13 protein-coding genes are annotated in these 15,661 nt (G+C 59.1%); 10 read left to right on the top strand and 3 right to left on the bottom strand.

The genetic code is table 11. From position 1 onward, the window contains the following. Window positions 1-1,464 (top strand): ABC transporter permease, encoded by a 1,464-nt coding sequence (locus ACR0DB_RS07630; RefSeq protein WP_480502936.1) that lies wholly within the window; start codon window positions 1-3, stop codon window positions 1,462-1,464. 94 nt (window positions 1,465-1,558) lie between these two features. Further along, complete coding sequence (locus tag ACR0DB_RS07625) at window positions 1,559-3,646, top strand: dipeptide ABC transporter ATP-binding protein (RefSeq protein ID WP_170784581.1); 2,088 nt, start codon at window positions 1,559-1,561, stop codon at window positions 3,644-3,646. 56 nt (window positions 3,647-3,702) lie between these two features. Here the strand turns inward: ACR0DB_RS07625 and ACR0DB_RS07620 are convergent, their stop codons facing one another. Continuing rightward, window positions 3,703-4,281 (bottom strand): lytic transglycosylase domain-containing protein, encoded by a 579-nt coding sequence (locus tag ACR0DB_RS07620; RefSeq protein ID WP_480549879.1) that lies wholly within the window; start codon window positions 4,279-4,281, stop codon window positions 3,703-3,705. A 206-nt stretch (window positions 4,282-4,487) separates the two neighbouring features. Between ACR0DB_RS07620 and ssb the strand changes: the two genes are divergently transcribed. Continuing rightward, the gene (gene ssb / locus ACR0DB_RS07615) at window positions 4,488-4,994 is read left to right on the top strand and encodes a single-stranded DNA-binding protein (RefSeq protein WP_170769536.1); all 507 of its coding nucleotides are present in this window, start codon (window positions 4,488-4,490) and stop codon (window positions 4,992-4,994) included. An 18-nt stretch (window positions 4,995-5,012) separates the two neighbouring features. Next, window positions 5,013-6,083 (top strand): site-2 protease family protein, encoded by a 1,071-nt coding sequence (locus ACR0DB_RS07610; RefSeq protein ID WP_480549877.1) that lies wholly within the window; start codon window positions 5,013-5,015, stop codon window positions 6,081-6,083. Here ACR0DB_RS07610 and aroB read toward each other — a convergent pair whose 3' ends face one another. Further along, window positions 6,084-7,196: a 3-dehydroquinate synthase gene (gene aroB, locus ACR0DB_RS07605; RefSeq protein WP_480549875.1), complete on the bottom strand. Its 1,113-nt coding sequence runs from the start codon at window positions 7,194-7,196 to the stop codon at window positions 6,084-6,086. Then, the gene (locus ACR0DB_RS07600) at window positions 7,197-7,784 is read right to left on the bottom strand and encodes a shikimate kinase (protein ID WP_480549873.1); all 588 of its coding nucleotides are present in this window, start codon (window positions 7,782-7,784) and stop codon (window positions 7,197-7,199) included. 79 nt (window positions 7,785-7,863) lie between these two features. On the opposite strand from ACR0DB_RS07600, the gene ACR0DB_RS07595 reads away from it, so the two are divergent. From ACR0DB_RS07595 to ACR0DB_RS07570, 6 genes are all read left to right on the top strand, one after another. Further along, the gene (locus tag ACR0DB_RS07595) at window positions 7,864-8,013 is read left to right on the top strand and encodes a hypothetical protein (protein ID WP_170769532.1); all 150 of its coding nucleotides are present in this window, start codon (window positions 7,864-7,866) and stop codon (window positions 8,011-8,013) included. Then, window positions 8,003-9,526: a hypothetical protein gene (locus tag ACR0DB_RS07590; RefSeq protein ID WP_480549871.1), complete on the top strand. Its 1,524-nt coding sequence runs from the start codon at window positions 8,003-8,005 to the stop codon at window positions 9,524-9,526. The genes ACR0DB_RS07595 and ACR0DB_RS07590 overlap by 11 nt, the downstream gene beginning before the upstream one ends. 2 nt (window positions 9,527-9,528) lie before the next feature. Continuing rightward, complete coding sequence (locus ACR0DB_RS07585; RefSeq protein ID WP_480549869.1) at window positions 9,529-10,482, top strand: site-specific tyrosine recombinase XerD; 954 nt, start codon at window positions 9,529-9,531, stop codon at window positions 10,480-10,482. An 81-nt stretch (window positions 10,483-10,563) separates the two neighbouring features. After that, window positions 10,564-11,853, top strand: coding sequence for an HlyC/CorC family transporter (locus ACR0DB_RS07580; RefSeq protein WP_480549867.1), 1,290 nt, complete (start codon window positions 10,564-10,566; stop codon window positions 11,851-11,853). A 93-nt stretch (window positions 11,854-11,946) separates the two neighbouring features. Continuing rightward, window positions 11,947-14,364, top strand: coding sequence for a GcvT family protein (locus ACR0DB_RS07575; protein ID WP_480549866.1), 2,418 nt, complete (start codon window positions 11,947-11,949; stop codon window positions 14,362-14,364). A gap of 31 nt (window positions 14,365-14,395) precedes the next feature. Further along, window positions 14,396-14,995 (top strand): nucleotidyltransferase family protein, encoded by a 600-nt coding sequence (locus ACR0DB_RS07570; protein ID WP_480549864.1) that lies wholly within the window; start codon window positions 14,396-14,398, stop codon window positions 14,993-14,995. Window positions 14,996-15,661: the final 666 nt, after the last annotated feature.

Below are 15,661 nucleotides of genomic sequence, written 5' to 3'. Positions count from 1 at the left end.
ATGGAACCACTTACCTGGACCGGCTCTATCGCCTTCCTCAACCCGCTGATCGCCTTGGCGCTGGCACTGATGGCGCTGTCCGTTGTCGCCTGGATGCTGGCGAGCATCATCCTGCCCGAGGATCAGATGACCGTGAACCCGGACGGCACGCTCACGTCCAGTTCGGGGCTGCGAAATATGATCCAAGCCGCGATGCGATACAGTTTTCTGGCCAGTGTCGGCCTTGCGGTTGCCTATATCGTCCTTGGCATCCTGATGGGCACAAACGCCGGGATCATCGGCGCCATGTCCCAGCAGTTTCTGCCGGTTTGGATGTCGCTGATCCTGCTTTACGCCATGTCGATCGCGTTCAAGCGCAAGCTGGGTCTGTATGGCAAGCTGTTCGACAGCCCCATCGGCATGATCGGGTTCGGCCTTGTGATGTTCTGGGTGTTTACCGGAATTTTTGGGGCGATGGATCTGATCGTCACCCATGACCCGCTGGACCAGATTTCGGGCATGAAGAACAAAGTACCAGGAACGCCTTTGTCCAGTTTGGAAGAGGGTCAATACGCCTGGTATCTGCTGGGCGGAGACAACTTGGCCCGCGACGTGTTCAGCCGCATGGTCAAAGGGGCCTGGATCGTGGTGCAGATCGCCCCGCTGGCAACGATGTTCGCCTTCATGGTCGGGATCACGCTAGGCTTGCCTGCCGGGTACTATGGCGGTCGTTTGGACACACTGCTGTCCTTCCTGGCCAACCTGATCCTGGCTTTCCCGGTGATCCTGTTGTTCTATCTGCTGGTCACGCCCGAGATCGTGGCGACAGGGGTGCCGAACTATATGGCCGCTGTCCTGTTTGTCTTTCCGATCATCTTTTTGGGGGTGTTACTGAACTCTCGTTACTATACACGTCCGAATTTCCGCACGCCGCTGCTGATTGGTGTGCTTGGAGTGGCGCTGTGGCTGTATCTATCGCTGATCTCGACCGGCGGGTACATTGTCAACACCGACAGCTATAGCATCTGGGGTCTGCCAACCTATCTGGACCTGTTCGACATCCCTGGCGGTATTTTGGTGGTGTTTGTCTCGGTGGTCTTTGTTAACTCGCCCACTGTGTTCCGTATCGTTCGCGGGCTGGCGCTGGATATCAAAACCCGCGACTATGTGGCGGCGGCGCAAACGCGAGGCGAAGGCCCCTGGTACATCATGCTATGGGAGATTCTGCCCAATGCGCGTGGTCCGCTGATCGTCGATTTCTGTTTGCGGATTGGCTACACGACCATTCTTTTGGGGACCTTGGGTTTCTTTGGATTGGGTCTGCCACCGGAAAGCCCGGACTGGGGTTCAACGATTAACGAGGGGCGTAAGCTGCTGTCGATCTATCTACACCCTGCCCTTCCGCCTGCTTTGGCCCTCTTGTCACTGGTTCTGGGTTTGAACCTGCTGGCCGACGGTCTGCGCGAAGAAAGTCTGAAGGACTGATTGTGATCGAGGCCGGGGGGCCAGCCCCCCGGACCCCCCGGGATATTTTTAGCCAGATGAAGGGATCCCCCTGACTCTCGCGAGGAGTAACAAGATGAACAAACTGGCGGATTATGACGGGCCAATCCTTGAGATCGACAAGCTTTCGATCTCGTTTTTTACCCGGTTGAGGGAAATTCCCGCCGTTATGGATTTCTCGGTCAGCGTGCAACCTGGTGAGGCTGTGGGGCTGGTTGGTGAGTCTGGCTGTGGCAAGTCCACGGTTGCGTTGGGTGTCATGCAGGATTTGGGCAAGAACGGGCGCATCGTTGGCGGCTCGATCAAGTTCAAAGGGCGTGATCTGGGTGAGATGACCACCGAGGAGTTGCGCGACATTCGCGGCAACGAGATCGCGATGATCTATCAGGAACCGATGGCATCGCTGAACCCAGCGATGAAGATCGGTAAGCAGTTGATGGAAGTGCCGATGATCCACGAAGGCGTCGGCGCGGAAGAGGCTTATGCCCGCGCGTTGGAGGTTGTCACCGATGTGCGCCTGCCCGACCCCGAGCGAATGCTGAATTCTTTCCCGCATCAGCTCTCTGGCGGACAACAGCAGCGCATCGTGATCGCCATGGCATTGATGTCGAAACCGGCGCTTTTGATTCTGGATGAGCCAACGACCGCGCTGGACGTGACGGTTGAAGCGGCTGTGGTCGAACTGGTCAAGGATTTGGGCAAGAAATACGGCACCTCAATGCTGTTTATCTCGCACAATCTGGGGCTGGTGTTGGAAACCTGCGACCGGCTTTGCGTGATGTATTCGGGTGAGGCGGTCGAGCGCGGCTCGATCAAGGATGTGTTTGACGAAATGCAGCACCCCTATACACAGGCGCTGTTCCGCTCGATCCCTTTGCCTGGGGCCGACAAGAACACGCGCCCGCTGGTGGCCATTCCGGGGAACTTCCCCCTGCCCCATGAGCGCCCGCCGGGCTGTAACTTTGGGCCGCGCTGTGACTATTTCGAAGAAGGGCGTTGTGATGCTCAGGATATCCTGATGCAGGCTGTGCCCGGAAATGACCGACACCATACGCGCTGTCTGAAATTCCAGGAGATTGACTGGAACGCACCGATCACCGTTGGGGAACAAAAGGAAAAGGCTGCGATTGGCCGCACAGTTCTGAAGATGGACAATCTGAAGAAATACTATGAGGTCGCGGCGAATGCGCTGTTTGGCGGCGGCGAGACTAAGGTGGTGAAGGCCAACGAAACGCTCAGCTTTGAGGCGCATGAATCCGAGACATTGGCCATTGTGGGCGAATCCGGCTGTGGCAAGTCTACGTTTGCCAAGGTGTTGATGGGGCTGGAAACGGCGACGGATGGGCAAATCCTTCTGGACAATCGCAACATCGAGGCCGTGCCGATTGAAGAGCGGGACGCCAAGACGGTGGGCGAAGTTCAGATGGTATTCCAGAACCCGTTTGACACGTTGAACCCGTCGATGACCGTTGGCCGCCAGATCATCCGCGCGCTTGAGATTTTCGGTGTCGGCAACTCGGAAGCCGAGCGGAAGAAGCGGATGCTGGAGCTGCTTGATCTGGTGAAGCTGCCGCGCGCCTTTGCCGATCGGATGCCTCGCCAGCTGTCTGGCGGTCAGAAACAGCGTGTGGGCATTGCCCGTGCGTTTGCCGGGGACGCGCGGATCGTGGTGGCGGATGAGCCGGTCTCGGCACTGGATGTGTCCGTGCAGGCGGCCGTGACGGACTTGTTGATGGAGATCCAGCGTGAACACAAAACGACTCTGTTGTTCATCAGCCATGACCTGTCGATTGTACGCTATCTCAGCGACCGGGTGATGGTCATGTATCTGGGCCATGTGGTCGAGTTGGGCACCACCGATCAGGTCTTTGCCCCGCCTTATCATCCCTATACCGAAGCGTTGCTGAGCGCGGTGCCCATCGCTGATACGTCAATCGAGAAACAGCATATCGTGCTAGAAGGCGATATTCCTTCTGCGATGAACCCGCCTCCGGGCTGTCCGTTCCAGACGCGGTGCCGCTGGAAGTCCGAGGTGCCGGGTGGCTTGTGCGAACAGCGCGTTCCGCCGGTGAAAACTCTGGCCGAGGGACATCAGGTCAAATGTCATTTGGCCGAGGATGTCCTGGAACGTATGGAGCCGGTCATCAAGATTGCAGCCGAATAAAACACAAAGGCCAGCCGCAGGGTTGGCCTTTTACCTATTGGGACGGGAAGCGGAGTTTAACCGCCCCAGATCACCCTGACGTAATTCTGCGTTTCCTTATACGGCGGAACGCCACCATGTTTTTCCACCGCGCCCGGACCAGCATTATATGCCGCCAGCGCCAGACGCCAAGATTTGAACTTGCGGTATTGAGCGGACAGATAGCGCGCGCCACCTTCCAGATTTTCCCGTGGGTCCAGCGGGTTGACGCCAAGCGTTCTTGCTGTCGCAGGCATAAGCTGTGCCAAACCTAGTGCTCCCTTATGCGAGACAGCATTGGGGTTCCAGCCGCTTTCCTGCTGCACCAACCGCAAGAACAAGTCTTCGGGGACGTTATGCTTACGCGCCGCTTGCCGCGCGATGGTCAGATACTGGCCTTTGTATTTCCCATTATAACGCTGGCTGAACTGACGCCTCGGCGTCTTTGGCTTATAGCGCTCGGAATTGCGATATTGTGTGGCCGCGCGCGAATCCAACACCTTGGATTGCTTGAGGAAAATGTCCTTGCGGCTTTTCGTCGACAAGGTATCCGCCACAGCCGGGGCTGAGACCAGTGCACAGCATAGCACCGAAAAACTCGCTAACAACAACCGCATAAATGCCGATCCCGATCTCTACGAACCTGAACGAGTATAGATATTTCAGCAAAGAATGAAAGCTTGGTGAATCATGCCTAAAGAATTAGCGCGCTCATTTTCGCGTCATCAACCATGTTTCAACCAAAGCGCAGGCCGTATAGGGTCGCAGAAACAACAGGTGCCAGATTCGGGCACTGCTCAGTCAGAAAAGAACGAGGGAATATATGGCGGGTTCAGTCAACAAAGTCATTCTGATCGGAAATCTCGGTGCCGACCCTGAGGTTCGGTCGTTCCAGAATGGTGGAAAGGTTTGCAACCTGCGCATCGCCACGTCTGAGACATGGAAAGACCGCAATACCGGCGAACGCCGGGACCGGACGCAATGGCATACGGTCGCCATCTTCTCGGAGCCCTTGGTGCGTGTGGCCGAGCAGTATCTGCGCAAAGGCAGCAAGGTTTACATCGAAGGCCAGCTTGAGACCCGCAAATGGCAGGATCAGTCCGGACAGGATCGATATTCGACCGAAGTGGTTCTGCGCCCTTACCGCAGTGAACTGACCATGCTGGACGCGCGCGGTGAAGGTGGCGGCGGTGGTGGGTATGGCGGCGGCCAATCCGGTGGCGGCTATGGCGGTCAGGCCGGTGGCGGCTATGGGGATCCTTATGGTGGGCCGTCCGGCTCTCCGGCCCCTGCATCCGGCGGTATCGACGACGACGAGATTCCGTTCTAACCAAGACGGAGAAATATCATGACATGGTCCTTCTCACTCGGCCGGATATTGGGGTCGGAACTGAGGGTCCATGTCACCTTTTTCCTGTTGCTGGCCTGGGTCGGGTTTGCCGCCTATTCCAGCGGAGGTCTGGCGGCCGCGGTTGAAAACCTGATCTTCGTGCTGGCGCTATTTGCCTGTGTGGTCGCCCATGAATTTGGCCATGCGCTGATGGCCCGGCGCTATGGGATCAAAACGCCTGACATTACCCTATTGCCAATCGGCGGGCTGGCTCGGCTCGAGCGGATGCCGGAAAACCCCATGCAAGAGGTTTGGGTGGCGCTGGCAGGCCCTGCGGTCAATGTTGCAATCTGGGTCTTGCTGGTTCTTCTGGGCGCGGGAATGCCTCTTGAAACCATGGCTCAGATCGACAGCACCGGCCCCGGCCTGCTGAACCGTCTGGCTTATGTGAACCTGCTGTTGGCCGCGTTCAACATGATCCCCGCCTTTCCGATGGATGGCGGGCGTGTGTTCCGTGCCCTGCTGTGTCTGAAAATGGATCGCGTCAAAGCCACACGGGTCGCCGCGCTGGCGGGTCAGGCGGTGGCGGTCGGGTTCGGGTTCCTTGGGCTCAGCACCGGGAATGCGCTGTTGGTGCTGATCGCGGTATTCGTCTTTGTGGCCGCAAATGCCGAAAATCAGGACGTGACGATGCGCTCGGTCGCGCGGCGCGTGCTGGCGCGCGATGCGATGATCACCGAATTTCACGCTCTTTCCCCCGACGACACGCTGGCGACCGCCGCGCAGGCCGTCATCCATACCACGCAGCATGAGTTTCCGGTGCTGTCCCCCGATGGCAAGCTGCAAGGCTTTGTCACGCGCAATCGTCTGTTCGCGGCCCTTGCCGAAGAAACACCCCGGTCCAATCCGGCCACTTCGATCATGGAACCGGACATTCCAAAAGTTCGCTTGACCGACGGGTTGGAGGCCGTGCTGGACGGGCTGCATAAAGGCGCCCCGGCCATTGCGGTTTGCACTGCTTCGGGGGCGATGGTGGGCTATATCACACGCGAGAATATCGGCGAGCTGATGGTGCTCAACGGGCGTTGATCAGGCAGTGGCCAGCGCGTCCTGAAGCACCGACAGTACTGCATCACGCGGTACGTCAGAGGTGACGAATGCCTGGCCGATTCCGCGCGCCAGAATGAACCGCAATTGACCGTCGATCACCTTCTTGTCCTGCGCCATCAGATCAACCAGAGCCTCAGCGCCTGGAAGTTCTCCGGGAATGTCCGCCAAATCGGTCTTCATGCCCATCGTACGCAAATGCGCACGCACGCGGCTGGGGTCTTCCTGAGAACACAGACCAAGACGCGAGGACAGCTCGAACGCCAGCGCGCAGCCGATGGCCACGCCTTCACCATGCAGCAGCCGGTCGGAATAACCCGTTGCAGCCTCAAGCGCGTGACAGAAGGTGTGGCCGAGGTTCAGCAACGCACGGTCGCCCTGCTCGGTCTCATCCCGTGCCACGATATCGGCCTTCATCTGCACCGAGCGGGTCACGGCCCGCACCCGCGCCGCCATATCGCCCCCCGCCACATCGGTTCCATTGTCTTCCAGCCATTCAAAGAAGTCGGCATCCCCGAGCAGGCCATATTTGACGACCTCACCATAGCCGGACAGGAAATCCCGATCCGTCATCGTACCCAGCACCGAAGTATCGGCCAACACCAACGAGGGCTGATGGAAGGCTCCGATCAAGTTCTTGCCCTGTGGTGCATTGATGCCGGTCTTGCCCCCGACGGAACTGTCCACCTGCGCCAGCAGCGAGGTCGGGATTTGCACGAAGCGAACACCGCGCCGCAGGACGGCTGCGGCAAAGCCCGCAAGGTCGCCGATCACGCCACCGCCCAACGCAATGACAATATCCCGGCGCTCAACCTTCTCGGCCAGCAACCACTCGACCGCACGTTCGAAATGAGGCCAGCTCTTGGTCGCCTCACCCGCAGGCAAAGCCAGTGACGACATCTCGATCCCGGCTGTCGCCAACCCGTCGCGCAGCCCATCCAGATGAAGAGCGGCCACGTTCTCATCCGTCAGGACAGCGACCTTGGGCCGGTGCAAAAAGGGCGCGATCCGTGCCCCGGACTGCCCCAGCAGGTCTGGCCCGATCTCGACATCATACGCGCGTTCGCCCAGCTCAACATGTACGGTTTGGTGCATTTATTTTTGTTCCAGAACATCAGGCCGCTTGAGCAAAGCCTCGACAACGCGGCCAACCATATTGTCGATCGAAATCTCACCGTCCGAGGTCACAGTCAAATCGGCCTGCTGGTAAACCGGCACGCGGGCCTCATATATTCCGCGCAATGTCGCATAAGGATCGTCGGTGCGCAGTAAGGGCCGGGTATCCTTGTGCTTGACCCTGTTCCACAACACGCTCAGATCAGCATTCAACCAGACGGACACGCCGCGTTCGGTGATCATCCTACGGTTCTGCTCGGACAGAAACGCGCCGCCGCCGGTGGACAGAATGCCCTTTTCCTCATCCAGCAGCCGCCCAATGACCTGACTTTCCTTGGTGCGAAAGAACGGCTCGCCATCACGTTCGAAAATCTCGGGGATGGTCATGTTCGCTGCCGATTCGATCTCGGCATCACTGTCAAGGAACGGAACACCCAGGCGCAAGGCCAACGCCCGGCCCACGGCGGTCTTTCCAGCCCCCATCATCCCCACCAGAACTACGGTTTTGTGCAACACAAGGTGCTGGACTGGGGCAACCGTGTCAGTGTTTTGCTTTATTTCGCTCATTTCACCGTGAATGACGTGATCTTAAGAAAAATGCCAGCTATAACTGGGACAAAAGAAAAAATTGAGGCGACGTTGAGCAATGGGCCGTCTGATCAAACTGCTGATATATCTGGTTTGCCTGTGTTTCATCGGGCTGGTGGGCTATGCATATCTTGGCCCATTCTTCGGGGTGGATTTCTCGGCCCCGCAGGATGAAGTCCGCGAACCGGTCATCCTGAATGTGGAGTAGGAGCGCAGTTGCCGCGCTTTTCCTGACCGGAGCCGCACAGGCGCAGCAGGAACCCCTGTCTGCGATCGAATGGCTGACCCAACCTCCGGAAAACTTGCCCGGCACCGTTTTGCTGGAACCGCCCGTGTCACAGACCGGCCTGCAACCGGGGGTCGAGGTCACAGCGCTTGAGGCTTTGTTGCCGCCCTTGGGGTTGGTGTCGTCCTCGGTGACAGGCCTCCCGGTCGATATGTGGAAAAACAGCGACCCAGGCAGGCTGACCGAGCTGATCGCCGATGTGCCCGTCCGGTATAACCCGGCGATGCAGCGCCTGTTGTTCACCTTGCTTCTGTCCGAGGCGCGTGCGCCATCCGGCCCCATCGCGCAAGAGGTGTTGCTGCTGGCGCGACTGGATCGGTTGATGCAACTGGGCGCGGCCGATCCTGCGCAATCTCTTGTGCAACTGGCCGGACCGACCGACAGCCGCGACCGGTTTCAGCGCTGGTTTGACGCGACGCTGCTGACGGGCGACGAAGATCGCAGTTGCACCGCCCTGATCGCGCAACCGCACCTGTCACAGGATTACGCGGCGCAGATTTTCTGCAAAGCGCGACGCGGCGACTGGGCCTCAGCAGCGCTGACGCTTGAGGCGGCCCATGCGCTGCAAGTGCTGCCCGATGAGGATTTGGCCGTTCTGGATCGCTTCCTCAGCCCCGAATTGTTCGAAGATGCCGAATACCTGCCGCAACCTGATGCCCCTGATCCGCTGACCTTCCGCCTTTATGAGGCGATTGGCGAGCGTTTGCCCTCGGCCCCATTGCCGCGGGCCTTTGCCAATGCCGACCTGCGGGATGTGGCGGGCTGGAAAGCCCAGATCGAGGCGGCCGAGCGGTTGACCCGTGTGGGTGCGCTGACGCCGAACCAGTTGTTGGGGCTTTATACTGAACGTTCGCCTGCCGCTTCAGGTGCGGTTTGGGATCGCGTCGCGGCGGTGCAGCGGTTCGAAACCGCGCTGGATTCCGGCAAGCCCGAGGCCATATCACCCGCCCTTCTCGATGTCTGGACCCAAATGCGCAGCGTCGGGCTTGAGGTCCCGTTTGCCGAACTTTTCGCAGACCGGCTGTCGCTGGTTTCCCTGACGGATGCCGAAGCCGAGACCTTGCGGTGGCGTATCCTGCTGCTCTCGGACCTTTATGAAAGCGCCGCCCTATCCGTCCCGGACAAAGGCGAGGAGAACCTTTTTTTGGCCGCACTAGCCCAAGGGGATCCGGGGCGCGCGCGCTCGCCATCGCCATTAGCCGATGCGGTTGCACAAGGCTTTGCCTGGGCCGCACCTGTGCCGTCAGATATCGAAACGCTACTAAACAACAGCCAGCTGGGTGAGGCGATTTTGGAAGCGATGAACCTGTTTGCTCATGGCTCACGTGGCAACCTCGTGGACCTGACTGCTGCCATCGCCACCCTGCGCCGCGTCGGGCTTGAGGATACCGCCCGGCGCGCTGCGCTGAACCTGCTGATCCTGCAAGGCACCTGATCATGGCCGCCCCTGCCTCCGCCGAGATATGGATTTCGACCTTTCTGGAAGCGCAGGCTGCCGAGTTGGGCGCAGCCAACAACACCCTTTTGGCCTATGGCAATGACCTGAAGGATTTTGCCGCCTGGCTGAAGCGCCGCAAGATGGGGTTTATCGAAGCAGACCGCGACCTGATCGAGCGCTATCTGATCGATTGCGACGCGCAGGGCCTGTCCCAGTCGACCCGCGCCCGCCGCTTGTCTGCGATCAAGCAGATATACCGGTTCGCGTTTGAAGAAAGTTGGCGCGACACCAATCCGGCAATCCAGATCAAGGGGCCAGGCCGTCAGAAACGCCTACCCAAGACGCTGGATGTACCCGAGGTCGATCGCTTGCTGCAAGCCGCGCGCGAAACCGGCCGCTCAAAGGCCGACCGCATCCGCAACACCTGCCTGATGGAGCTGCTTTATGCCACCGGCATGCGCGTGACCGAACTGGTGTCACTTCCGGTCTCGTCGGCGCGGGGCGATCCCCGAATGCTGCTGGTTTTGGGTAAAGGCGGCAAGGAACGGATGGTCCCCCTCTCCCCTCCGGCCCGCGACGCGTTGGCGTTGTGGCTTGAGACGCGAGACGCCGCCGAGGACGACGCGGTCTCAAAAGGCGGTCAGCGTTCGCGGTACCTATTCCCGTCGCGGGGCAAGTCCGGGCATCTGACCCGGCACATGTTCTTCCACCTGATTAAAGACCTCGCTGTGCATGGTGGCGTATCGCCTGAAAAGGTGACGCCCCACACACTGCGCCATGCTTTTGCGACTCACCTATTGGCAAACGGGGCCGACCTACGCTCGATCCAGACACTGCTGGGTCACGCCGATGTCGCCACGACGGAAATCTACACCCATGTGCTGGACGAACGCCTTGCTGAGTTGGTGCTAGAGCATCACCCGCTGGCGAAAGACCCCGGTGATACGGGCTAACCCCTTGATCCGCAGGGGTCGCACCCCCATAACGAAGACAACAACCCAAACAACCAAGGACCGATGGAACCCTCTGCTTCTATGATCGACGGCGCATTCTGGTTTACGACCGGCGCCATTTTGCTTTTGCTTGTCCTGTCAGGATTTTTCTCGGGTTCCGAAACAGCATTGACCGCCTCGTCACGCGGAAAGCTGCGGGCGCAGGCCGACAAAGGCTCGCGCGGGGCGCAGAAGGCGCTCGATATCACCGATGACAATGAACGTCTGATCGGCTCGGTCCTGCTGGGCAATAACCTCGTGAACATCCTCGCGGCCTCGCTGGCAACGGCGCTGTTCACCAAGCTGTTTGGTGAAAGCGGCGTAGCCCTGGCAACGCTGGTAATGACCTTGCTGGTGCTGATCTTTGCCGAAGTACTGCCCAAGACCTATGCCATCACCAATGCCGAGAAAGCTGCTTCGCTGGTCGCTCCGATCATCAGCGTAGTGGTGACCGTCTTTTCGCCGGTCGTGGCCGCCGTCCGACTTTTGGTGCGGGGTGTTCTGCGGCTGTTTGGGGTTCAGATCGACCCCGACAGCAACATCCTTGCCGTGCGCGAGGAAATCGCCGGTGCGCTGCAACTGGGGCATTCCGAAGGTGTGGTCGAAAAGGAAGACCGCGATCGTATTCTGGGCGCGCTGGATCTGGCGGACCGTGCAGTCGAGGAAATCATGCTGCACCGCTCGAATATCGAGATGATCGACGCCGACGACGCGCCCGAGGCAATCTTGCAGCAGTGTCTGAAAAGCCCTCATACCCGCCTGCCCGTCTTTCGGGACGAGCCCGAGAACATCGTGGGTGTCGTTCATGCCAAAGACCTGTTCCGCGCCATGTACGCGCATGCCGGCGACAGTGAAAGCGAAGCCAACCGGCTGGAAAGCTTCGATATCTCGAAGGTGGCCAATGATCCGTATTTCGTGCCGGAAACAACCACTCTGGACGATCAAATGCGGGAATTCCTGCGGATGCACAGTCATTTTGCGTTGGTGGTGGACGAATATGGCTCGCTGCGGGGGTTGATCACTCTGGAAGATATTCTTGAGGAGATCGTGGGCGAGATCGCCGATGAGTTCGACATTGATGAGGACGTCCCCGTCACCCGAACCGAAGATGGTCAGTACCTTGTTGAAGGAGCGATGACGATCCGGGATGTGAACCGCGCGATGGAATGGACCCTGCCTGACGACGAGGCCAATACCGTGGCTGGTCTGGTCATCCACGAGGCGCAGATGATCCCCATAGTGGGTCAGGTATTCTCGTTCCACGGTTTCCGGTTCGAAGTTACCGCCCGTGAAGGTAACCGCATCACTGAGTTGAAAATCCGTCCGCTGTAAAACGTCTCGTGCGACATGTCGCGTCGGAAACGGAACAGTCAGCCCCGGTCTGCCCTTGCACGCTTTGGCCAGATACAAAGCGGAGGCACAGGCATGAAATCGACAACGCGGGTGGCAGTGATTGGTGGCGGTGTTGTCGGATGTTCGGTTCTATACCACCTGACCAAGCTGGGTTGGTCAGACGTGGTGCTGCTGGAACGTTCTGAGCTGACCAGCGGGTCCACCTGGCACGCGGCGGGCGGGTTTCACACGCTGAACGGCGACACCAACATGGCCGCTTTGCAGGGTTACACGATCCGCCTTTACAAGGAACTGGAAGAGATCACTGGCATGTCCTGCGGGTTGCACCATGTGGGCGGTGTGACGCTGGCCGACAATCAGGATCGGTTCGACATGCTGTTGGCCGAGCGCGCCAAGCACCGGTTCATGGGGCTAGAGACAGAGATCGTTGGCCCTGACGAGATCAAGAAAATCGCACCCATCACCAATACCGAGGGCATCCTTGGTGCGCTCTATGATCCGCTGGACGGCCATCTTGACCCCTCTGGCACCACCCACGCCTATGCCAAAGCGGCCCGGATGGGCGGGGCCGCGATCGAAACCCATTGCATGGTGCACGAGACCAACCAGCGCCCCGACGGCACTTGGGATGTGGTGACAGACAAGGGCACCATCCACGCCGAACATGTGGTCAACGCAGGTGGCCTATGGGCGCGTGAGGTCGGCGCAATGGCAGGGGTCTATTTCCCGCTGCACCCGATGGAGCATCAGTATCTGGTCACTGACGCGGTGCCTCAGATCGAGGCCATCATCGACGCAGGCGGAGAGCATCCGCATGTGATGGATCCTGCTGGAGAGAGCTACCTGCGGCAGGAAGGCCGGGGCCTGTGCATCGGCTTTTACGAACAACCCTGCAAGCCCTGGGCGGTGGACGGAACGCCGTGGGAGTTCGGGCATGAGCTGCTGCCCGACGACTACGACAAGATCACCGACAGTATCGAATTCGCCTATCGCCGCTTCCCGGTTCTGGCCGAGGCGGGGGTGAAATCGGTCATCCACGGTCCGTTCACCTTTGCGCCCGACGGGAACCCTCTGGTCGGACCGGTGCCGGGGTTGCGCAACTATTGGTCAGCCTGCGGAGTTATGGCCGGGTTCAGCCAGGGCGGCGGCGTTGGCCTTACACTGGCCCAATGGATGATCGAGGGCGAGCCCGAGCGCGACGTCTTTGCTATGGACGTGGCCCGCTTTGGCGACTGGATCAGCCCAGGTCACACCCGCCCCAAGGTGATCGAGAATTACCAAAAACGCTTCAGCGTCGCCTATCCGAACGAAGAACTGCCCGCCGCCCGCCCCAACCGAACCACCCCGATGTATGACATCTTCACCGATCTGGGCGCTGTCTGGGGCCAGCAATACGGGCTGGAGGTCCCCAATTACTTCGCTCAGGGCGATGAACCAGACTATGAGACGCCCTCATTCCGCCGGTCCGATGCCTTCAAGGCCACCGGGCGCGAGGTTCGTGCTGTGCGCACTGCCGTGGGCATCAACGAAGTCCACAATTTCGGTAAGTACCGCATCACAGGTCCCAATGCGCGGGCTTGGCTGGATCGGATCTTGGCCGGGCGCATCCCTCAACCGGGTCGCCTGTCGCTGACGCCGATGCTGTCGCCCAAGGGTAAGTTGATCGGGGATTTCACGGTCTCATGCTTGGATGAGACCGAGTTCCGCCTGACTGCTTCATACGGGGCGCAGGCGTTCCATATGCGGTGGTTCCTGCAAAATCGCGGAGACGGCGTGCAGATCGAAAATATCAGCGACCGGCTGAATGGATTCCAGATCGCCGGCCCGAAGGCAGCGGATGTTCTGGCCACCTGCACCCGCGATGATGTCTCGACGCTGCGCTTCATGGATGTGCGCCGCATGACCGTGGGCATGACCGACTGCATCGTCCAACGCGTCAGCTATACCGGTGACCTGGGGTACGAGATCTATTGTGATCCGATGGCGCAGCGGCAGCTGTGGTGGACGCTGTGGCAAGCCGGAGAGCCGATGGGCCTGACACCCTTCGGCATGCGCGCCATGATGAGCCTACGTCTGGACAAGTTCTTTGGATCATGGATGCGGGAGTATTCTCCCGACTACACACCGGCTGAAACCGGGTTGGATCAGTTCATATCCTTCGCAAAACCCGTCGATTTCATAGGGCGTGCGGCGGTCGAACGTGAAGCGCAAAACGGCCCCTCCCGAAGGCTTGTCGCATTCCAGGTCGATGCCGAGGACGCCGACGTCAACGCCTATGAGCCGATCTGGTTGAACGGCAAGGTGGTCGGGTTCTGCACATCGGGCGGCTATTCCCATTTTGCGGAAAAGTCGATTGCCATGGGGTTCCTGCCCGTCGAACACGCGACAGACGGTCAGGACGTCGAGATTGAGATACTGGGGCAACGCCGCCGCGCGCGGATGATTTCGACCCCACTTTTTGATGCGGATGGCGCGCGAATGCGGGGATGACAGCGGGGCGGAACGCGGCCATCTTAAATAAATGAGTCTCATCCCGATCATCCTTTTGGCCGCCGGGCAATCCAGCCGTATGCGCGGCACGGATAAGCTGATGCAAAACGTCGGAGATACTCCTCTTCTGCGCCGCTCAGCCATGACGGCCCGGCAGGTTGGGCCGGTGATCGTCGCCCTGCCCCCGCTCCCTCATCCGCGCTATCAAGCGCTGGACGGGCTAGACCTGACACTGGTCGAGATCCCGGACGCCGCCGAAGGTATGAATGCCAGCCTACGGGGTGCCATGACCCATCTGCCGGCCGAAGCAACAGCCGCAATGGTCCTGCTTTCGGACCTTCCCGACATCACGGCCGAGGATTTAAACAGTGTGGTCAGCTCGGTTACAGAACACCCGAAAAAGTTGATATGGCGCGGCGCAACTAAGGATGGAAAACCCGGTCACCCGGTTATTTTTGACAAATCTCTGTTCGAGGAGCTGCGCCGCCTGACCGGCGATGAAGGTGCGCAAACTGTTGTGCGCGCGCATTCCGACAAGGTGCATCTTCACCCCTTGCCCAATCGGAACGCTCTGCTGGACTTGGATACGCCCGAAGATTGGGCGACATGGCGGGCGCGGCACAGCTTGTAAGGCAGGTCCGTAAAACAAACACGGCCCGGTCTTTGCAGACCGGGCCGGTGCCCAAAACAGGACTACCACTTTTCATCAACCCTGAAAGCGCGGCCAAAGCTGCCTATAAGGCACCTCGGCTATCCGCTGCCGAACCTAAACAAGACCCCCTCGTTAACATGCCGCTCAGCGCTTCCAGTGATCGTGACGAACCTTCGGCACCCCCTAGTGCCGTCGGCTTCCCCTCGCTTGGGCCTGATCATCGTCACCGATTGGTTGAGGGCAAACAACGTAAATTTGGAAAGATCGGGTCATTTAGGATGTATCGGAATGGTTTTTCAGCAACATCTCTGAATATTGACTTCTCTCTTAGGTTGTATATTGCTATTGAAATTTAAGGAAAATAGCAGGTTTAACATGCACATTTGACATGTATACCCACCGAAAATCTACGATTATACCTGCGCCACCAATATGTTTTGACACATCTCCACAACCAATGGTCGAACCCTAAGCCAACACCACCTTGGCTTGATCATTTGTTCATCAAATTGAATCAATTCGCGTCTTTTGGAAGATTGGACCGGCAATAGAGGACAATCTCACGATTCGAGCCACGCGATTCGCTCCGTTGACCCGAGTCGTATGACCGACCGGTCGTCATACCACCGTGTCTTTATGGCAAAA

The sequence above is a fragment of the Ruegeria sp. AB6 genome (assembly GCF_056542685.1).
This window is presented reverse-complemented; position numbering and strand designations above follow the sequence as displayed.